This window comes from Metapseudomonas phytobenefica (genome assembly GCF_043392685.1).
Taxonomy (GTDB): domain Bacteria; phylum Pseudomonadota; class Gammaproteobacteria; order Pseudomonadales; family Pseudomonadaceae; genus Metapseudomonas.
In genome coordinates, this window is sequence record NZ_JBHZGM010000004.1 from 175,185 (window position 1) to 195,138 (window position 19,954).

Below are 19,954 nucleotides of genomic sequence, written 5' to 3' on the forward strand. Positions count from 1 at the left end.
GTGAATCAAGACTGGCGCGGCGGCGTCATCCGCCGCCTGCTTCTGCTGATCGGTGCCTGCCTGCTGGGCGGCCTGGTCACCGGCCAATATGCCTGGGCCCTGGTGATCGGCCTGGGCGCCTATCTGGGCTGGACCCTGGCGCAACTCCTGCGCCTGTACAAATGGCTCAAGGAACACCAGCCCGACGAACCGCCGCCTGACGGCTCCGGCCTGTGGGGCGAGGTGTTCGACAGCATCTACCACCTCCAGCGCCGCAACCAGCGGGCGCGTGACCGACTGCAGGCGGTGATCGACCGCGTGCAGGAATCCACCGCCGCCCTGAAGGACGCCGTGGTGATGCTCGACAGCGACGGCAACCTCGCCTGGTGGAACCACGCCGCGGAAACCCTGCTGGGCCTGAAGCGCCCGCAGGACAGCGGCCAGCCGGTGACCAACCTGATCCGCCACCCGCGCTTCAAGGAATACTTCGAGCAAGGCCGGTACCACGAGCCGCTGGACCTGCCCTCGCCAGTCAACGACCGCCTGCGCCTGCAGTTCCACATCACCCGGTACGGCAACAGCGAGCACCTGATGCTGGTGCGCGATATCACCCGCCTCCACCAACTGGAGCAGATGCGCAAGGACTTCGTCGCCAACGTCTCCCACGAGCTGCGAACGCCACTGACAGTGATCGCCGGCTACCTGGAAACCATGCTGGACAACGTCGAAGACCTGAACCCGCGCTGGACCCGCGCGCTGCAGCAGATGAGCCAGCAGGGCAAGCGCATGCAGAACCTGCTCAACGACCTGCTGCTGCTGGCCAAGCTGGAAGCCACCGACTACCCCTCGGACAACCAGCCGGTGGCCGTGGACCTGCTGCTGCTGCAGATCAAGGCCGACGCCATCGCCCTGTCCGGAAACCGCCACCACCGCATCAGCCTGGAAGCCGACCACAACGTCAAGCTCCGCGGCAGCGAGGCGGAACTGCGCAGCGCCTTCTCCAACCTGGTGTTCAACGCGGTGAAATACACCCCGGACGAAGGCGAGATCCGCATCCGCTGGTGGGGCGACGAAAGCGGCGCGCATCTCTCCGTGCAGGACAGCGGCATCGGCATCGAGGTCCATCACCTACCGCGCCTGACCGAACGCTTCTACCGCGTCGACTCCAGCCGCAACACCAGCACCGGCGGCACGGGCCTGGGCCTTGCCATCGTCAAGCATGTGCTGATCCGCCATCGCGGCCGCCTCGACATCAGCTCGGTGCTCAATCACGGCAGTACCTTCACCTGCCACTTCCCGAGCAGCCAGATGGCCCGGCGCACCTGAAGCCCGGGCCCCCGACTTGCAAAGTCGGGGGGCAGCCTTCAACCTTAGCCGGTCATTTCCCAGCAAGAACCTCCATGGACCCTTCCCCTAGTACCAACTTTCTCAGTTACTTCGCCGATTTCGGCCTGATTCTCTTCGCGCTTTTCCTCGTGCTGCTCAACGGCTTCTTCGTGGCCGCCGAGTTCGCCATGGTCAAGCTGCGCTCCACCCGCGTCGAAGCCATCGCCGACCAGCACGGCTGGCGGGGCCGCATCCTGCGCACCGTGCACAACCAGCTGGACGCCTACCTGTCGGCCTGCCAGCTGGGCATCACCCTGGCCTCCCTGGGCCTCGGCTGGGTCGGCGAGCCGGCCTTCGCCCACCTGCTGCAGCCGCTGCTCGAGTCCATCGGCATCGAGTCGGAGCAGCTGGTCCACGGCATCGCCTTCTTCGCCGCGTTCTTCATCATTTCCTACTTGCACATCGTGGTCGGCGAGCTGGCACCCAAATCCTGGGCCATCCGCAAGCCCGAGCTGCTCTCGCTGTGGACCGCCGCGCCGCTGTACGCCTTCTACTGGCTGATGTACCCGGCCATCTGGCTGCTCAACGCCAGCGCCAACACCATTCTGCGCATCGCCGGACAGGGCGAGCCCGGCCCGCACCACGAGCATCACTACAGCCGCGACGAACTGAAGCTGATCCTCCACTCCAGCCGCGCCCGCGACCCCAGCGACCAGGACATGCGCGTACTGGCCTCGGCGGTGGAAATGGGCGAACTGGAAGTGGTGGACTGGGCCAACTCCCGCGAAGACCTGATCTTCCTCGAGCACGACGCCCCGCTGGCGGACATCCTCAGCGTGATCCGCCGCCACAAGTACAGCCGCTACCCGGTGCACGACAACCAGACCGGCGAGTTCATCGGCGTCCTGCACATCAAGGACCTGCTGCTGGCCCTGTCGGCGCTGGACAGCCTGCCGGAATCCTTCGACCTCGCCGAACTCACCCACCCGCTGGAGCGCGTGACCAAGCACATGCCGCTGTCGCGCCTGCTGGAGCAGTTCCGCCAGGGCGGCGCGCACTTCGCCCTGGTGGAAGAGGCCGACGGCAAGGTGGTGGGCTTCCTGACCATGGAAGACGTGCTGGAAGTGCTGGTGGGCGATATCCAGGACGAACACCGCAAGACCGAACGCGGCGTACTCGCCTACCAGCCGGGCAAGCTGCTGGTGCGCGGCGATACCCCGCTGTTCAAGGTGGAACGCCTGCTGGGCATCGACCTCGACCACGTCGAAGCCGACACCCTTGCCGGCCTCGTCTACGAAACCCTCAACCGCGTGCCGGAAGAGGAAGAAGTGCTGGAAACCGACGGCCTGCGCATCATCGTTAAGAAGATGAAAGGCCCGAAGATCATCCTGGCCAAGGTGCTCAAGCTCGACTGAGCACCTTGGCTCCTGTAGGCAGCTCAGCCGCAACCTACGCCAATCCCCCTGTTATTCCCCACCCACCGCGAAGTTCGGCAGGGTATCCACCGGCTGGGCGAAATCGAAGGGAATGGATTCCAGCGCCAGGCCCATGTTGCGCTGGATGACGAAGTGCAGGTGAGGGCCGGTGCTGTTGCCGGTGTTGCCGGAGCGGGCGATGCGTTCGCCGAGGGACACGTGCTGCCCCTCGCGCACCTGCACCGAACCGCGCATCAAGTGCAGGTAGACGCCCATGGTGCCGTCGTCATGCAGGATGCGCACGAAGTTGCCGGACGGGTTGTTGCCCCGGCCGCTCTGATGATTCTCGATCTTCACCACCACGCCGGGACGCGCCGCGACGATGGGCGTGCCTTCGGGCATGGCGATGTCCAGGGCGTAGCGGCCCTTGGGGGTGAAGTGGCTGTAGCGGCCGTTGGCGCCCTGGGTCAGGCGGAAGGGGCCGCCCATCCAGGGCAGCGGATAGCGGTAGGGCAGCGGCTGCAGGCGCGGGTCGCCCATGGCGTAGCGCAGTTTGGGCTTGTAGCGCATGGGACGGCTCGAGTCGGCCGGCGCCAGGGTGGCCATGCGCATGCTGCTGCGCGGCGCCAGCACCCAGCGGATCGGTTGGTCGGGAGCGCCGGAGACGTTTTCCGCCTGGTCGATGCGCAATTCCACCTCCACCGGGGCGAACAGCTCGTTGCGCAACAGCAGGGTCTCGCCGGCTTCGTGCTTCTTCGTCTCCAGCTTCACCGACAGGTCCAGGCGCTCCACCATGCGGTCGCGGAAGACGAATACCTGGGCACCGGCCACGGCCTGGTCGGTGTAGGTCACCACACCGTTGGCATCGGTGTACTTGTAGATGGTCAGCGCTGCGGCCGGCAGGCTCATGCCGAACAGCAGCACCAGAGAAAAGAGTCGCCCCAGCATCTCGTCCCGTTGTCATTGTGTGCTCCGAGAAGCCGAAGACTAGCAGGGCTGTCCAAGGTCGGCGAGACGTCGCCCGCCGGGCTGTGACGAGGTTGGCTGGACGGTCAGGCGCCGGGGACGAAATGCTTCTGCGCGGTGCCGCGGGCGATCAGGCGGGACAGGTAATCAAGCTTCTGCGGGTCGCGATCGACGAAGCGGAAGGTCAGCTGCAGCCACTCGCTGTCGGGCTTCGGCTCCAGCGCCGCCACGGCGTGCAGGTAGCCGTTGAGGCGCGCCACTTCGCCGCCCTCGCCCTGTTCCAGGTCGAGCACCGCACTCTCCAGCACCTGCGGCAGCGGCTCGCCACGGCGCACCACCAGCTGTGCATCCTTCAGGCTCAGGGCCTTGACCACACAGGCCAGCACGCCCGCCGACAGGCGCAGCTGGGCCTGGCCACGGCCACCGGAGACCTGCGACGCGGGCTTTGCCGACTGAGCCGGCGCAACGGGTCTGGCCACGGGCGCGGCAGGTGCCGACGCGGCCGCGGGACGGACCACCTCGGCCTTGCCGCCGGTGAGAGCGGCGAGGGAATCGCTGGCAAAGCCGCCGGCATTGGGCAGCCTGACCGGCGCACCGGACATCAGGGCTTCTAGCTTGCCGCTGCGGGCCAGGGCCTTCTTCACCTTGGTGACCAGCTGATCGTTGGAGAAGGGTTTGCCGATGTAGTCGGAAACGCCGGCCTGGATGGCCTGGATGACGTTTTCCTTGTCACCACGGCTGGTGACCATGATGAAGGGAGTGGTCTTCAGGTGGTCCTGCTCGCGGCACCAGGTGAGCAGTTCCAGACCCGACATCTCGGGCATTTCCCAGTCGCAGAGGATCAGCTCGATGCCGGCGCGGGCGAGCAATTGCTGGGCCTTGCGTCCGTTGACCGCCTCTTCGATGCGGACGCCGGGGAAGTTGTCGCGCAGCCCCTTCTTCAGCAGATCGCGTATGAAGGACGCGTCGTCCACCACCAGCACGTTGACCTTGCCCATCGACTACTCCTTGGAAAACGGGGCTAAGGATAGCCTTGGCTGATAGCCATTTGCCAAGTCCGATTTGCGACCCATGCCCCGTCTGCGACCGATGGGTCATCCCCGGTCGCGGAAAGCAGAACGCCCGGCACGGGGCCGGGCGTTTGGCAAGCGAAAGGCAGGCTCAGCCCCGGGGGGTGTCCTTGTTGGCGCCACTGCCCTTCACTTCCTCGCTCATGCGCGCCAGGCCGAGGTGGCGAACGTCGGTGCCGCGCACCAGGTAGATCACCAGCTCGGAAATGTTGCGCGCGTGGTCGCCGATGCGCTCCAGCGAACGCAGGGCCCAGATGACGTTGAGCACGCGGCTGATGGCGCGCGGGTCTTCCATCATGTAGGTGACCAGTTCGCGCAGCGCGGTCTTGTATTCGCGGTCGATATTCTTGTCGTACTGGGCCACCGACAGGGCGAGGTCGGCGTCGAAACGGGCGAAGGCATCCAGGGCTTCCTGGACCATCTTGCGCACCTGGTCGCCGATGTGGCGCACCTCGACATAGCCGCGCGGGGCAACGCCTTCCTCGCAGAGCTGGATGGCACGGCGGGCGATCTTCGAGGCCTCGTCGCCGATGCGTTCGAGGTCGATCACCGACTTGGAGATGCTGATGATCAAGCGCAGGTCGGAGGCCGCCGGCTGGCGGCGGGCGAGGATGCGCACGCATTCTTCGTCGATGTTGCGCTCCATCTGGTTGATCTGGTCGTCGATCTCGCGCACTTGCTGGGCGAGGCCCGAGTCAGCGTCGATGAGCGCGGTGACCGCGTCGTTGACCTGCTTCTCGACCAGGCCACCCATCGCCAGGAGGCGGCTGCGCACTTCCTCCAGCTCGGCGTTGAACTGCTGGGAGATGTGATGGGTGAGGCTGTCTTTGTCGATCATTTTTCGCTCCGCGAAAGCTGCAAGCTTCAAGCTACAAGCTTCAAGCCGGTTGGTTCGTGTCTGGGCTGCCTTCCTGCCGCCTGAAGCCTGCGGCCTGCTGCTGCCGTTAGCCGTAACGACCGGTGATGTAGTCCTCGGTCTGCTTCCTGGCCGGATTGGTGAACAGGGTATCGGTGTCGCCGTACTCGATCAGCTTGCCCATGTACATGAAGGCGGTGTAGTCGGACACACGTGCCGCCTGCTGCATGTTGTGGGTCACGATGACAATGGTGTACTTGCTCTTGAGCTCATAGATCAGCTCTTCCACCTTCAGGGTGGAGATCGGGTCCAGGGCCGAGCAGGGTTCGTCGAGCAGCAGCACTTCCGGCTCCACGGCGATGGTACGGGCGATCACCAGACGCTGTTGCTGGCCGCCGGAGAGGCCAAGAGCGGACTCGTGCAGGCGGTCCTTCACCTCGTCCCACAGGGCGGCGCCCCGCAGCGCCCACTCCACGGCTTCGTCCAGCACGCGCTTCCTGTTGATGCCCTGGATGCGCAGGCCGTACACCACGTTCTCGTAAATGCTCTTGGGGAAGGGGTTGGGCTTCTGGAACACCATGCCCACACGGCGGCGCAGCTCGGCCACGTCCTCGCCCTTGCGGTAGATGTTGTGGCCATCGAGCAGGATCTCGCCGTCGACGCGGCAACCGTCCACCAGGTCGTTCATGCGATTGAAGCAGCGCAACAGGGTGGACTTGCCGCAGCCACTGGGGCCGATGAAGGCGGTCACGCGCTGCTTCGGGATGTTCATGCTGACGTTGTGCAGCGCCTGCTTCTCGCCGTAGAACAGCGACAGGCCGGGCACCTGGAGGGCGACGGTCTCGTTCGCCAGCTTCAGGTTCTGCTTGTTGCGGCCGAGGGCGGAAATGTCGACGCCGTGGCTGTGGGTTTCGTGTTGCATGTGTTCACTCCGTGCGTAGCTTCGAGCTACAAGCTGTAAGCCTCAGGCAATGCGTTGGGCGACGGACGATCAGCTGTCCAGTGCCTTGTATTTCTCGCGCAGGTGGTTACGGATGGCGACGGCGGAGAAGTTCAGCAGGGCGATCACCAGCACCAGCAGCAGCGCGGTGGCATACACCAGCGGGCGCGCGGCTTCGACGTTCGGGCTCTGGAAGCCGACGTCATAGATGTGGAAACCCAGGTGCATGATCTTCTGGTCCAGGTGCAGGTACGGGTAGTTGCCGTCGAGCGGCAGGCTCGGCGCCAGCTTCACCACCCCCACCAGCATCAGCGGCGCCACTTCACCGGCGGCGCGGGCCACGGCGAGGATCAGGCCGGTCATCATCGCCGGGCTGGCCATGGGCAGGACCACCTTCCACAGGGTTTCGGCCTTGGTCGCGCCGAGGGCCAGGGAGCCTTCGCGCACGGCACGCGGGATGCGCGCCAGGCCTTCCTCGGTGGCGACGATCACCACCGGCACGGCGAGGATCGCCAGGGTCAGGGAGGCCCAGAGCAGGCCCGGGGTGCCGAAGGTCGGCGCCGGAGCGGCTTCGGGGAAGAACAGGCGGTCCAGCGAGCCGCCCAGCACATAGACGAAGAAGCCCAGGCCGAACACGCCGTAGACGATGGCCGGTACGCCCGCCAGGTTGTTCACCGCGATGCGGATCACGCGGGTCAGCGGACCCTGCCGGGCGTATTCGCGCAGGTAGATGGCGGCGATCACACCGAAGGGGGTGACGATCACGGCCATGATCAGGGTCATCATGATGGTGCCGAAGATGGCCGGAAAAATACCGCCTTCGGTGTTGGCTTCACGCGGGTCGTCGGAAAGGAATTCCCACAGCTTGGAGAAATAGAAACCGAGCTTGGCGCCGACGCCCATGGCGTTCGGCTGGTAGGCACGAACCACCTTGCCAAGGCTGATTTCCTGTTCCTGGCCACCGGCTTCGCGGACCACCACGCTGTCGCGGTTGAACGCCTGGTGCAGGCTCATCAGCTGCTCTTCCAGGCCCTTGTAGCGCTGTTCCAGCTCGGCGCGCCGGGCGGCGATGTCGGCCTGGGCCTCGGCGGTCAGGGCGTCGTCGAGCTCCAGCTTGCGGGTCTGCAGGCGCAGGCGCTCGAGGCCGTGATTGATGCCGCCGATGTCCTTCTTCTCCAGCTGGTAGAGCTTGGCGTGGAGGTCATTCACGCGCTTCAGGCGCTCCTGCAGCGCGGGCATGGCGGCATTGCCTTCGGCCACCACCTGGCCGTTCTCCTTCACCGCCACCAGGCGGCCGTAGAAGTTGCCCCACTCGCGGCGCTCCAGCGCCAGCAGGTCGGCCGGATATTTCTGCGCCAGCAGCCAGTCGCCCACCACCCAGGTGAAGTCGCTGCCGTAGACGTCACGGTTGGCCACCTTGAGCAGTTCGCGGTTCATGAATTCCGGGCCGTCTTCGGGTACCGGCAGGCCGGCCCCCTTCAGGCGCGCACGGGACACTTCCTCGCTCTGCACCACCTCGCCGATGACCGGCTTGGCCGGCTGGCCGGGAATGGTGTACTGCGCCTCCACCAGGTCCGCCGGCCAGAAGTGGGCCAGACCGCGCACGGCGATTACCGACAGCAGGCCGATGGTCATGATGACCGCGATGGACACTGCGCCACCGCTTATCCAGACGCCCGGTGCGCCACTCTTGAACCAGTTCTTCAGGGAAACCTTTTTCACGGATTTCTCCAACGCGTGAGTCTTTCAGTTCCTCCCGCCAGGGGCCGGAGGTTTCATGTATTTACTCCCTCTCCCCTACGGGGGAGAGGGCTGGGGAGAGGGGGTTGCACGAGGCACCACCCTCTCCCGCCCTTCGGTTCGGGCACCCTCTCCCTGAAGGGAGAAGGTCATCAGATGCGACGCCGAGGCGTCGCGCTTTTAAAGAGAGGCGTACTTCTTGCGCAGTCGCTGGCGGATCAGTTCGGCCAGGGTGTTCATGACGAAGGTGAACGTCAGCAGTACCAGGGCCGAGAGGAACAGCACGCGGTAGTGGGTGCCGCCGACCTCGGATTCCGGCATTTCCACCGCCACGTTGGCGGCCAGGGTGCGCATGCCTTCGAAGATGTTCACTTCCATCAGCGGGGTGTTGCCGGTGGCCATCAGCACGATCATGGTCTCGCCCACGGCGCGGCCGAGGCCGATCATCAGCGCCGAGAAGATGCCTGGGCTGGCGGTCAGCAGGACCACGCGGGTCATGGTCTGCCAGGGCGTGGCGCCCAGGGCCAGGGAGCCGTAGGTGAGGCTGCGGGGCACGCTGAACACGGCGTCTTCGGCGATGGAGAAGATGTTCGGGATCACCGCGAAGCCCATGGCCAGGCCAACGATCAGGGCGTTGCGCTGGTCGTAGGTGATCCCCAGGTCGTTGCTGATCCACAGGCGCATGTCGCCATCGAAGAACCAGTTCTCCATCAGCGGGCTCATGCCCAGGGCGAACCAGGCGGTGAGGCCCACCACCGGGAGCAGGATCGCCGCTTCCCAGCCGTCCGGCACACGCAGGCGGATGGATTCCGGCAGGCGGCTCCAGATGAAGCCGGCCAGCAGGATGCCGATGGGGGTCAGTAGCAGCAGGCTGAAGATGCCCGGCAGGTGGCCTTCCACATAGGGCGCCAGGAACAGGCCGGCGAAGAAGCCGAGGATCACGGTGGGCAGGGCTTCCATCAGCTCGATCACCGGCTTCACCTTGCTGCGCATGGCCGGCGCCATGAAGTAGGCGGTGTAGATGGCGGCGGCGATGGCCAGCGGAGCGGCCAGCAGCATGGCGTAGAAGGCGGCCTTGAGGGTGCCCCAGGTCAGCGGGGCGAGGCTCAGCTTGGGCTCGAAGTCGGTGTTGGCGGCGGTGGACTGCCAGACATGCTTCGGCTCGTCGTAGCTCTCGTACCAGACCTTGCCCCACAGCGCGCTCCAGGAGACTTCCGGGTGCGGGTTGCGCAGGCTGAACGGCAGCAGCTGGTTGCCTTCCTCGACCAGGATGCGGTTGGCGCGCGGTGACAGGGCCAGCGGGCCGCTACCGCCGGTCACGGACTCCACCAGCAAGGTGCGGTTGGCGGTGCTGTGGAACACGCCGAGCTGGCCGGCGGAGTCCAGGGCGAGGAAGCCCTTGCGGCGCTCTTCGGCGGTGATCTGCACCACCGGATGGGTGCCAAGGGAGAAGTCGCGGATGTGCTTGAGGCGCGAGGAGCCGTCCGGATCGCGGGCCATGAACCACTGGGCGATGCCGCCCCCGGAGTCGCCCACCATCAGCGAGATGCCGCCCAGCAGCATGCCGCTGGCGGTGACTTCGCGCCCGCCGTCTTCCAGCAGCTTGTAGCGGCCGTTCAGGGCCTTCTCGCGCAGGCTGAACACATCGGCGTGGGCCCGGCCGTTGAGCACGTACAGCCACTGCTGACGCGGGTCGATGTAGATGGCCTTGATCGGTTCGGCGATCTGCGGCAGTTCGATGCTGCTCTGCTCCTGGGTAATTTCGCCGGTCAGCATGTTCTCTTCGCTGACCACCTGCTGCACGTGCAGCTGGCTGCCGGTGGAACCGGCCAGCACCAGGGTTTCGTCATTGACGTTCAGCGCCACGTGCTCCAGCGCGCGGCCCTGGGCGTCGAGGACAATGGGCGCTTCGCCGTAGGGGAAGCTGACCAGGGGTTCGATGGTCTTCCGGTTGTCCGGGTAGGTGATGTTGTAGCTGTGCTTGAAGATCAGCGCCTGGCCGTTGGACAGGCCCAGTACCACCAGCGGGCTGCCCGGCTGGTCCTGGCCGATGGATGCCACACTGGCGCCGGCCGGCAGCGGCAGCCGCTGGCGCTTGAGCAGGCTGCCGTCTCTGGTCGAGAAGAACTGCACTTCGCCCTGGTCGGCGACGCGCATGCCCACCATGTTCTGTTCTTCCAGGGCCAGCAGCAGCGGCTTGCCGGCGTCCTGCTGCAGCCAGGCCGGGCTCTGGGCCTTCTTCGCCGACAGCTCGGCGCCCTGGAACAGCGGCAGCACCACATAGGCCAGGTAGAAGAAGATCAGGGTGATGGCGCCAAGAACGGCAAGACCGCCGACCAGCACGTACCAGCGGGTCAGGCGGTCCATCAGCGCCCGCATCCGGCGCTTACGCTGCAGCGCAGGCGTATTGAAGTCGATGCGGACGGGCGGGTTCTTCGGAGAAGTCAGGGAATTGGCCAGGTCATTCATGGATTCGGGCTCTTGCCACAGTCGGCGCGCGCAGGCTTTTACGATGGGCGCAAAGATTACGCATCTGGTGTGACAGAAAAATTACAGCGAGTTGACGTGGCGAAGCCCGCCCGGAGCTGTCCTCGGGCGGGCTTGCGCGACAGGGTCTCCCGTCGCCCTTGCGTCCTTGCGCAGCGGCGCGCACCCGGCCGCCACTGCCTTGTCCGGTCGGGTTACAGGCCCAGTTCCTTCAGGGTCTTCTCGGCCACCCTGGCCGGGACCGGGATGTAGCCGTCCTTGACCACGACTTCCTGGCCCTGCCTGGACAGCATCAGCTTGACGAACTCGGCTTCCAGCGGAGCCAGCGGCTTGTTCGGTGCCTTGTTCACGTAGACGTAGAGGAAGCGGGACAGCGGGTAGCTGCCGTTGAGGGCGTTCTGCTCATTGTCTTCAACGAACTCGCCGCCTTCCTTCTTGGCCAGGGGAACAGTCTTCACGCTGGACGTCTTGTAGCCGATGCCGGAGTAGCCGATGCCGTTGAGCGACTGGCTGATGGACTGGACGACGGAAGCGGAACCCGGCTGCTCGTTCACGTTCGGCTTGAAGTCGCCTTTGCACAGGGCCTCTTCCTTGAAGTAGCCGTAGGTGCCGGATACGGAGTTGCGGCCGAACAGCTGGATCGGCTTGGACGCCAGGTCGCCGGTCACGCCCAGGTCGCCCCAGGTCTTCACGTCGCTCGGGCTGCCGCACAGGCGGTTGGCGGAAAAGATCGCATCGACCTGCTGCATGGTCAGGCCCTTGATCGGGTTGTCCTTGTGCACGAAGACCGCCAGGGCGTCGACGGCGACCGGCACGGCGGTGGGCTTGTAGCCGTACTTCTGCTCGAAGGCCTGCAGTTCGACGTCCTTCATCTTGCGGCTCATCGGGCCGAGGTTGGCCGTGCCTTCGGTCAGGGCCGGCGGCGCGGTGGAGGAACCGGCGGCCTGGATCTGGATGTTCACGTTCGGGTATTCGCGCTTGTATGCCTCGGCCCACAGGGTCATCAGGTTGGCCAGGGTGTCGGAACCCACGCTGGACAGGTTGCCGGAAACACCAGTGGTCTTCTGATAGGCCGGGATGGCCGGATCGACGGCAGCGACCGCGCTGGCGGCAGCTACGCCGGCGGCAACGAAGGTCATGGCCGCCATCAAACGCTTCAGTTTCATGCCTTGCTCCTAAGCAGGACGAGGGGTTGAATGCAACGGGGGCCAGTATCGAGAGGCCATATGACCACTCTATGAATTGATTGTGACAATTGGATGAATGGCCATCATCCGCTGTCCAAGGGGGGATCAAGACCCGCGATTCGTACGGAGACAGTCCCCATGAAGCCCCATCCCCTGCTGCCCTTCGCCCTTCTGGCCCTCTGCAGCGCATGCAGCGAAATGGCCACCTTGACGGTCGAGGACGGCACCGGCCCCGACCCGCTGCTGCCGCCACCGAGCCGCGGCCTCTTCCCCACCGTCAACATCGCCCCCGCTGTCGGCTGGGCGCCGGGCGCCACTCCCGTGGCGGCCAAGGGCACCCGCGTGCAGGCCTTTGCCGAGGACCTGCAGCACCCGCGCTGGCTGTATGTGCTGCCCAATGGCGATGTACTGGTGGCCGAAAGCGCCGCGCCGGCCACCAGCAAGCCGGCGGGCATCAAGGGCTGGGTGGCAGGTTTCTACATGAAGCGCGCCGGTGCCCAGGTGCCGAGCGCCAACCGCATTTCCCTGCTGCGGGACATCAACGGGGATGGCGTCGCCGACCTGCGCAGCACCTTCCTCAAGGGGCTCAACTCGCCCTTCGGCATGGCCCTGGTGGGCAAGGACCTCTACGTCGCCACTGCCGACGCAGTGCTGCGTTTCCCCTACGAGAAGGGCGCTACCGAGATCGACGTACCGGCCACCCGGGTCACCGACCTGCCCGCCGGCCTCAATTACCACTGGACCAAGAACCTCATCGCCAGCCGCAACGGACGCAAGCTCTACATAACGGTGGGCTCCAACAGCAACGTCGGCGAAAACGGCATGGAGATGGAGGAAGGCCGCGCGGCGATCTGGGAACTGGACCGCGCCAGCGGCAAGAAGCGCCTCTACGCCACCGGCCTGCGCAACCCGGTGGGCATGGCCTGGGAACCGCAGACCGGCAAGCTGTGGACGGCAGTGAACGAGCGCGACGAACTGGGCAGCGACCTGGTGCCCGACTACATCACATCGGTGAAGGACGGCGGCTTCTACGGCTGGCCCTACAGCTACTTCGGCCAGCATGTGGACGAACGCGTCCAGCCGCAGCGTCCGGACCTGGTGGCCAAGGCCATCGTCCCCGACTACGCCCTCGGCCCGCACACCGCATCCCTGGGCATCACCTTCGCCAGGGGCAGCAAGCTGCCGGCGTTCCAGAACGGCCTCTTCGTCGGCCAGCACGGTTCCTGGAACCGCGAGCCCCACAGTGGCTACAAGGTGATTTTCGTGCCCTTCAGGGGCGGCAAGCCCAAAGGCCAACCGGTGGACGTGCTCACCGGCTTTCTCGACGACCAGGGCAACGCCCAGGGCCGCCCGGTGGACGTGAAGCTCGACGGCAAGGGCGCGCTGCTGGTGACCGACGACGTCGGCAACAAAGTGTGGCGGGTGAGTGCGGCGAAGAAGTGAAGCGCTCGTAGGATGGGTTTCGCTCCGCTCTACCCATCCTACGGGGTAAGTCAGCGCCTCTTCGCGATCAGGAACAGCCCGATCAGCATTGCCACGCCGCACAGGGTAGCCACGTAATAGGCCGGGCCGAGGCTGTCCCATTTCATCAGCAGGGAAACCACCATCGGCGTCAGGCCGCCGAAGATGGCGTAGGCCAGGTTGTAGGAGAACGACAGGCCGGAAAAACGCACCACCGGCGGGAACGCCTTGACCATCACATAGGGCACGGCGCCGATGGTGCCGACGAACAGGCCGGTCACCGCGTAGAGCGGGAACAGCCAGTCCGGGTTGGTCTTGAGGCCCGTATAGAGGGTCCAGGAAGTGACCGCCAGCAGCGCGCCGCCCACCAGGAAGGTGCGGCCCGCACCGATGCGGTCGGCGATGGCGCCGGCGGCGACGCAGCCGAAGGACAGCAGCACGATGGCCAGGCTGTTGGCCTTGAGCGCGGTGGCCGCGTCGAAGCCGTAGACGGTCTGCAGCAGTGTGGGGGTCATCAGGATCACGACCACGATGGCCGCCGACAGCACCCAGGTCAGCAGCATCGACAGCACGATGGCGCCGCGATGTTCGCGCAGCACGGTCTTCAGCGGCACTTCCTCGGCCAGCGCCTTGCGCTGCTGCATCTCGGCGAACACCGGGGTCTCGTGGAGCCACTGGCGCAGGTAGACGGAGAACAGGCCGAACACGCCGCCCACCAGGAACGGCAGGCGCCAGGCCCAATCCATGACTTCGGCCGGGGTGTAGATACTGTTGATCAGGGTCGCCATCAGCGAACCCAGCAGAATGCCGGCGGTCAGGCCCGAGGTCAGGGTGCCGCAGGCGTAGCCGATGTGCCGCGACGGCACGTGCTCGGCCACGAAGACCCAGGCGCCCGGCACTTCACCGCCAATGGCGGCGCCCTGCACCACGCGCATCAGCAACAGTGCCAGGGGCGCCCAGATGCCGATCTGCGCATAGGTGGGCAACAGGCCCATCACCAGGGTCGGCACCGCCATCAGGAAGATGCTCAGGGTGAACATGCGCTTGCGGCCCAGCAGGTCGCCGAAGTGCGCCATGACGATGCCGCCCAGGGGCCGCGCCAGGTAGCCGGCGGCGAAGATGCCGAAGGTCTGCAGCTGACGCAGCCATTCCGGCATCTCGGCGGGGAAGAACAGCTTGCCCACCACCGCGGCGAAGAACACGAAGATGATGAAGTCGTAGAACTCCAGCGCACCGCCGAGGGCGGAGAGCGACAGGGTCTTGTAGTCGCTGCGGGTCAGCGGACGCGAAGCGGACACCTCGGAGGCAAGCACGGAAGACATGTTGGAAGGATTCTCGTCTGGGAGTGCGGGGCGTTTGCCGCTACTTGGGCAACAAATCGCCAGGCAACATATCAAAAACCGTCAGATCTACACAGTGCGAGCCAAAAAACCGCCGCTGACGCGTCACAGCGGTCGTCTGGCGTCACATCCTGGCTATATACTGCGCGCTGTTCAGCGCAGGTCGGCATGCAGTGGGTCGGCTGGCGCATCGGGAAGGAGAAGGCCCCATCCCTCTCCGGCAATTGGCGCCACACACACGAAGCAGGCAGTTCCGGCATGATCGAAATCGAAGAAGAAGAAAACCTCACCCCGCAAGGCGACCTCGCCCTGCAGATCACCGCGCTCCCGCGGGAAACCAACGGCTTTGGCGATATCTACGGCGGCTGGCTGGTTTCCCAGATGGACCTGGCCGGCACCGCCATGGCCAGCAAGGTCGCCGCGGGCCGCGTGGCCACCGTGGCCATCGATCGCATGGCCTTCCTGGTGCCGGTGGCCGTGGGTGCCCAGCTCTCCTTCTATACCCAGACCCTGGAGATCGGCCGCAGCTCGATCCAGATGCTGGTCGAAGTCTGGAGCGACGACCCGCTCTCCAGCGAATGGCGCAAGGTCACCGAAGCGGTCTTCGTCTTCGTCGCCATCGACGGCAGCGGCCGCACCCGCCCGGTCCCGCCACGCCGGAGCTGACGCCATCGCACAAGAAGGGGCCGCATCAGCGGCCCTTTTTCATTGGCGGAGATTTGCGGGAGACTCCGTAGGATGGGTAGAGCCGGCGAAACCCATCGACCGGGCTCCGCATGGGTTTCGTTCCTCAACCCATCCTACGAGCACGCGGCCGTCATTCCAGGCGCAAGGCGTCCACCGGATGCAATCTCGCCGCGCGCCGCGCCGGCGCCAGGCCGGCGCTGATGCCCACCAGCACCGACAGCAGCAGCCCCAGCAGCACCAGCGGCGGGCTCAGGCTCAGCGGCAGTCCGGGCAACATCAGGTGCAGCAGCCCAAGCAGGACGCCCGCCAGCACCAGCCCCAGCACCCCACCCAGCAGCGACAGCAGGACCGCCTCGGTGAGGAACAGCGCCAGCACCTGGCGCGGCGCGGCGCCCACGGCGCGGAGCAGGCCGATCTCGGCGGTCCGTTCGCCCACGGTAGTGGTCATGATGGTGAGGATGCCCACCGCGCCCACGAACAGGGAAACCCCGCCGAGTGCCGCGATGCCCAGGGTGATGCTGGCGAGGATGCGATTCAGGCTGCCCAGCAGATCGTCCTGGGAGGTCATGCGGAAGTCCTCGTGGCCGTGACGCTCCACCAGCCGCTGGCGCACCGCGGCGGCGAAGGGTTCGGCCGGCGTGGCGTCGTCGAACAGTACGTGGATCTTCACCAGGCCTTCGCGATTGAACAGGCTCTCCGCCCAATCCACCGGGATGTAGGCGATGTCGTCGAGGTCGAAGCCCAGCAGGTTGCCCTTGCTCGCCATCACCCCGATCACCCGGAAGCTCATGCCGCCCACCCGCACCCGCTGGCCCACCGGGCTGGCGCCGCCGAACAGTTCCGTCGCCAGCTTCGCACCGAGCACCACAAAGGGCGGCGTGCGGCCGTCCCGCGAGGGCGGCAGGAACTGCCCCCGGGCCATGTGCACGCGCCAGGCCTGTGCCAGTTGCGAGCCGGTGCCGAGGATATCCACGCGGCGCTGCCGGCCTTGCGCCTGGATATCGCCGTTGCCCTGGATGATCGGCACCACGGCTTCGGCATGGGGCAAACGGCCCAGGGCATCGGCATCGGCGATGGTCAGCGGCCGCGCGCTGGCGAGAATGCCGCCGATGCCGCCGGTGGGCAGGGTGCCCGGCCGCACCGTCACGACCCGCGTGCCGAACTGCGCGAAGCTGTCCAGCACGCGGTTGCGCAAGCCCTCGCCCATGGCGGTGAGCAGCGCCACGGCGGCGATGCCGATGGCCACGCCGAGCAGGGTCAACAGGCTGCGCAGAGGCTGGCTGGAGAGGGCCGAGCCACACAGGCCGAGACCATCGCGCCAGCGCATCAATGGCTCCCGTGCGGCTGCAACGCCTGCACCGGCATCTGGGCCGCGGCGTGCCTGGCCGGCAGCCAGGCGAACAGCAACGCCGCCGCCAACGCCAACGACGGCGCGCCCAGGCGCGCCCACCAGGGCGCATGCAGCGGCAGGCCGGTGGCCAGCCGTCCGCCCCAGAGCAGCAGCTCACCCAGCGCCAGCCCACTGCCGGCACCCAGCAATGCCAGCAGCGCCGCCTCGCCGAGGAACAGCAACCGCACCTGCGCCGAACTGGCGCCCAGCGCCTTGAGCAGGCCGATCTCGGCGGTGCGCTGCAGCACGGCGATCCAGGTGACATTCATGATCAGGATGCCCGCCACCAGCAAGCTGATGGCGGCGATGCCGGCCAGGGCCAGGGTCAGGCCGTCGAGGATGCCGTCGAAGGCTGCGAGCATGGAATCCTGGCTGAGCAGGGTGACGTCTTCCTCGCCCTGGTGGCGCTCGGTCAGGCTCGCCAGCACCTGTCGCCGCGCGCTTTCGAGGTAGCTGGCACCACGGGCTTCGACGAACACGCGGAACAGTCCCTCGCGATTGAACAGTGCCTCGGCACTGGCCACCGGCACGATCAGCGCGTCCGAGAAGTCCATCCCCAGGGATTCGCCGCGCTCGTCCAGCACCCCGATCACCCGGAAGCGCCGGTCGCCGGCCCGCAGCCACTGGCCCAGGACCGGGGCGCTGCCGAACAGCTCCTGGCGCAGGCGGCTGCCGATCACGCAGACCTCGCTGCCCTGCCCCGGCTCCAGCACCGGCAGCGGCTGCCCTTGGGCAAGGTGCAACTGGCGGATGGCGAAGAAGTCGCGGGTGGTGCCCAGGGTCAGGGCCTCGCGATTGCGGTTGTCGTGGCTGATTTCCACCTGCCCGGCATGCAGCGGCGCCACGCGGCGTACCGCCGGCAGGCGGTCGAGAGCGGCGGCATCTGCCTGGGTCAGGGGCCGGGGCGCCATGCCGGTGATGGGCGGCATGCCGCCAGTGGTTTCATTGCGCCCGGGCAGGACGATGAGAATGTCGCGCCCGAGCAGGGAGAACTCCCCCAGCACGTAGGCCCGCGCGCCCTCCCCCAGGCCACCCAGCAGGGTCACGAAAAATACCCCCACGGCCATCGCCAGCAGCAGCATGGCACTGCGCGATCCATGCCCGCGCATCGCGCCGAGCCAGTAGCGGCAGGCGTCCAGCGGGTCCATCAGTGCAGCGCCCCCTGGCGCCGGTCACAGAGGATGCAGCCGTCGCGCATCTGGATCTGGCGGCGGGCGCGGGCGGCGTGCCGGGCATCGTGGGTGACCAGGACCAGGGTCAGGCCCTCGGCGTTCAGCTCCTCCAGCAGCTCCACCACCTCGGCGCCGGACTGGCTGTCGAGGTTGCCGGTGGGCTCGTCGGCCAGCAGCAGGCGCGGCCGCATCACCATGGCGCGGGCAATGGCCACCCGCTGGCGCTGGCCGCCGGACAGCTCGGCCGGATGATGCTGCAGCCGTTCGGCCAGGCCGAGGCGCTCGGTCAGCTGCAGGCTGCGGCAGCGGCGCTCGGCGGGGTCGATGCCGGCCAGCAGCATGGGCAGCTCGATGTTTTCCAGCGCGGTCAGGCGCGGAATCAGGTGGAAAGACTGGAACACGAAGCCGATCAACCGGCTGCGCAGGGCCGCGCGACGCGCTTCGTCGAGGTCGGCGGTGGGTTCCTCGTCCAGCCAGAACTCGCCGCTGTCCGGCGCATCCAGCAGCCCGAGAAGGTTCAGCAGGGTGGACTTGCCCGAACCGGAGGCGCCGGTAATGGCCAGGTACTCGCCATCGGCCACCTCCAGATCGAGATGGTCGACCCCGCGCACCCGCTCCTGCCCCAGCTGGAAGCAGCGGCTGACCTGGTGCATGAGGATCATGGCGCCGCCTCTGTGGAACCGGGGCTGACCACGCTGCCATCGGCCAGGCCCTCATGCTGCAGGCTGGGCAGGATGCGGTCGCCAGCGGCCAGCCCGCCCTTCACCTCGCTCCAGCGCCAGTTGGCCAGGCCGATGTCCACCTTCTGCTCCCGCAGGTGACCGTTGCTCGGGTCGTAGCGCAGTACCTTGCCGCCTTCCAGCAGGCTTTCCGTGGGCACCCGCAGGGTCTGCGCCCGCTGCGCCAGGAGGATTTCCACATCGGCGCTGTAACCGCTGAGCAGCATCAGGTCCGCCGGAACCTGTTCGAACTTCACTTCCACATCCACCGTGCGCGCCTGCTTTTCCAGCTCACGCACGAAGGGCGCGATGCGGCTCACCCGGCCCTCGAAACTGCGCCCACGGAAGGCGTCCAGGGTGATGCGCACCGGCATGCCGGGCCGCACCCGGGCGGCATCCACTTCGTCGATGGGCGCATCCACATAGAGGCACTGGTCGTCGATCAGGTCCACCGCCGGCGGCGTGGGGATGCCCGGTGGCGAGGGCGTCACCACCTCGCCCAGCTCGCCGTTGATCTGCGCGACTATGCCGGCGAAGGGCGCCCGCAGGGTGGCCTGGTCCAGTTGCGCCAGTTGCAGGTCGAGGCTGGCTTCGGCCTCGCGGATCTTCGCCTCGCCGCTGCTGCACAGGAGCTGCGAGAGCCGTGCGCGGGTGGCGCTCTGGTCCAGCAGGTCCTCGGAGGCCAGCTTGCGCTCGGCCAGGCGCGCGAGGCGCTGCTGGTCGCGGTGGTCCTGGCTGGCCTGGCGGCAGCTCTGCTCGCGCAGGTTGCGCTGGACATCGAGGCGCGCGCGGGCTTCCTCCACCCGCGCCTGCAGGTCGTCCTGGCGCAGGCGCATCAGCACGTCGCCCGCCTGCACCCGCTGCCCGGCATGGATCAGCAGCTCGCTGACCTGCCCACCGGTCTTGAACGACAAGTGCGCGCGCCGGCATGCCTTCACCGTACCCGCGCGGGTGTTGGCCACCAGGGTTTCCACATCACCCTTACCCACTTCCACCAGTTGCACGGGCACCGGCTCGGGCCGCGCCCAGAGCCCCAGCAACATCGCCAGGGAGGCAAAAATAGGAATAATTATCAGTAGCTTGCGCATGGCACCGACTCCACTTGCGAGCGGGTAAAGATGAGTCTAGGTGCGCCGTCACGGCCCCTTTCCGGCACCCGCGTACCGCTATTCCCCGCTTTTGGGGAAGGACCGCCCATAAATGAAGAGCTTAGCGACGG

16 protein-coding genes are annotated in these 19,954 nt (G+C 66.7%); 4 read left to right on the forward strand and 12 right to left on the reverse strand.

Annotation, left to right across the window (positions count from 1 at the left end; translation table 11 throughout):
* On the forward strand, positions 1-1,305 hold the full coding sequence (gene phoR, locus ACFW0B_RS05560) for a phosphate regulon sensor histidine kinase PhoR (protein WP_449146945.1): 1,305 nt from the start codon (positions 1-3) through the stop codon (positions 1,303-1,305).
* A gap of 74 nt (positions 1,306-1,379) precedes the next feature.
* Positions 1,380-2,720, forward strand: a complete 1,341-nt coding sequence (locus ACFW0B_RS05565) for a hemolysin family protein (RefSeq protein ID WP_449146946.1) — start codon at positions 1,380-1,382, stop codon at positions 2,718-2,720.
* A 51-nt stretch (positions 2,721-2,771) separates the two neighbouring features.
* Here ACFW0B_RS05565 and ACFW0B_RS05570 read toward each other — a convergent pair whose 3' ends face one another.
* The 7 genes from ACFW0B_RS05570 to ACFW0B_RS05600 form a co-directional block, all read right to left on the reverse strand.
* Positions 2,772-3,668 carry a peptidoglycan DD-metalloendopeptidase family protein gene (locus ACFW0B_RS05570; RefSeq protein WP_449146947.1) on the reverse strand — a complete coding sequence of 299 codons (897 nt, stop codon included), beginning with the start codon at positions 3,666-3,668 and terminating at the stop codon, positions 2,772-2,774.
* A gap of 104 nt (positions 3,669-3,772) precedes the next feature.
* A complete protein-coding gene (locus tag ACFW0B_RS05575) occupies positions 3,773-4,684 on the reverse strand; it encodes a response regulator (protein ID WP_449146948.1) in 912 nt (303 codons plus the stop codon).
* Positions 4,685-4,847: 163 nt separating this feature from the next.
* Positions 4,848-5,594, reverse strand: a complete 747-nt coding sequence (gene phoU, locus ACFW0B_RS05580; protein WP_449146949.1) for a phosphate signaling complex protein PhoU — start codon at positions 5,592-5,594, stop codon at positions 4,848-4,850.
* 106 nt (positions 5,595-5,700) lie between these two features.
* Positions 5,701-6,534 carry a phosphate ABC transporter ATP-binding protein PstB gene (gene pstB / locus ACFW0B_RS05585; protein WP_449146950.1) on the reverse strand — a complete coding sequence of 278 codons (834 nt, stop codon included), beginning with the start codon at positions 6,532-6,534 and terminating at the stop codon, positions 5,701-5,703.
* A 69-nt stretch (positions 6,535-6,603) separates the two neighbouring features.
* Positions 6,604-8,274 carry a phosphate ABC transporter permease PstA gene (gene pstA / locus ACFW0B_RS05590; protein WP_449146951.1) on the reverse strand — a complete coding sequence of 557 codons (1,671 nt, stop codon included), beginning with the start codon at positions 8,272-8,274 and terminating at the stop codon, positions 6,604-6,606.
* A gap of 198 nt (positions 8,275-8,472) precedes the next feature.
* Positions 8,473-10,761, reverse strand: a complete 2,289-nt coding sequence (locus ACFW0B_RS05595) for an ABC transporter permease subunit (RefSeq protein WP_459251686.1) — start codon at positions 10,759-10,761, stop codon at positions 8,473-8,475.
* Positions 10,762-10,973: 212 nt separating this feature from the next.
* A complete protein-coding gene (locus tag ACFW0B_RS05600) occupies positions 10,974-11,945 on the reverse strand; it encodes a phosphate ABC transporter substrate-binding protein PstS (RefSeq protein ID WP_449146952.1) in 972 nt (323 codons plus the stop codon).
* Positions 11,946-12,104: 159 nt separating this feature from the next.
* On the opposite strand from ACFW0B_RS05600, the gene ACFW0B_RS05605 reads away from it, so the two are divergent.
* Positions 12,105-13,409, forward strand: a complete 1,305-nt coding sequence (locus tag ACFW0B_RS05605) for a PQQ-dependent sugar dehydrogenase (RefSeq protein WP_449146953.1) — start codon at positions 12,105-12,107, stop codon at positions 13,407-13,409.
* A 50-nt stretch (positions 13,410-13,459) separates the two neighbouring features.
* Here the strand turns inward: ACFW0B_RS05605 and ACFW0B_RS05610 are convergent, their stop codons facing one another.
* A complete protein-coding gene (locus tag ACFW0B_RS05610; protein ID WP_449146954.1) occupies positions 13,460-14,749 on the reverse strand; it encodes an MFS transporter in 1,290 nt (429 codons plus the stop codon).
* 276 nt (positions 14,750-15,025) lie between these two features.
* Between ACFW0B_RS05610 and ACFW0B_RS05615 the strand changes: the two genes are divergently transcribed.
* A complete protein-coding gene (locus ACFW0B_RS05615) occupies positions 15,026-15,433 on the forward strand; it encodes an acyl-CoA thioesterase (protein ID WP_449146955.1) in 408 nt (135 codons plus the stop codon).
* Between the two features lie 151 nt (positions 15,434-15,584).
* On the opposite strand, the gene ACFW0B_RS05620 is transcribed toward ACFW0B_RS05615, so the two are convergent.
* The 4 genes from ACFW0B_RS05620 to ACFW0B_RS05635 are packed head-to-tail and all read right to left on the reverse strand — an operon-like array spanning position 15,585 to position 19,823.
* Positions 15,585-16,781: an ABC transporter permease gene (locus ACFW0B_RS05620; RefSeq protein WP_449146956.1), complete on the reverse strand. Its 1,197-nt coding sequence runs from the start codon at positions 16,779-16,781 to the stop codon at positions 15,585-15,587.
* Positions 16,781-17,992, reverse strand: a complete 1,212-nt coding sequence (locus tag ACFW0B_RS05625; protein ID WP_449146957.1) for an ABC transporter permease — start codon at positions 17,990-17,992, stop codon at positions 16,781-16,783. Before ACFW0B_RS05625 ends, ACFW0B_RS05620 begins: the two co-directional genes overlap by 1 nt.
* Positions 17,992-18,678: an ABC transporter ATP-binding protein gene (locus tag ACFW0B_RS05630; RefSeq protein ID WP_449146958.1), complete on the reverse strand. Its 687-nt coding sequence runs from the start codon at positions 18,676-18,678 to the stop codon at positions 17,992-17,994. Before ACFW0B_RS05630 ends, ACFW0B_RS05625 begins: the two co-directional genes overlap by 1 nt.
* On the reverse strand, positions 18,675-19,823 hold the full coding sequence (locus ACFW0B_RS05635; protein WP_449146959.1) for an efflux RND transporter periplasmic adaptor subunit: 1,149 nt from the start codon (positions 19,821-19,823) through the stop codon (positions 18,675-18,677). Before ACFW0B_RS05635 ends, ACFW0B_RS05630 begins: the two co-directional genes overlap by 4 nt.
* Between the last annotated feature and the right edge of the window lie 131 nt (positions 19,824-19,954).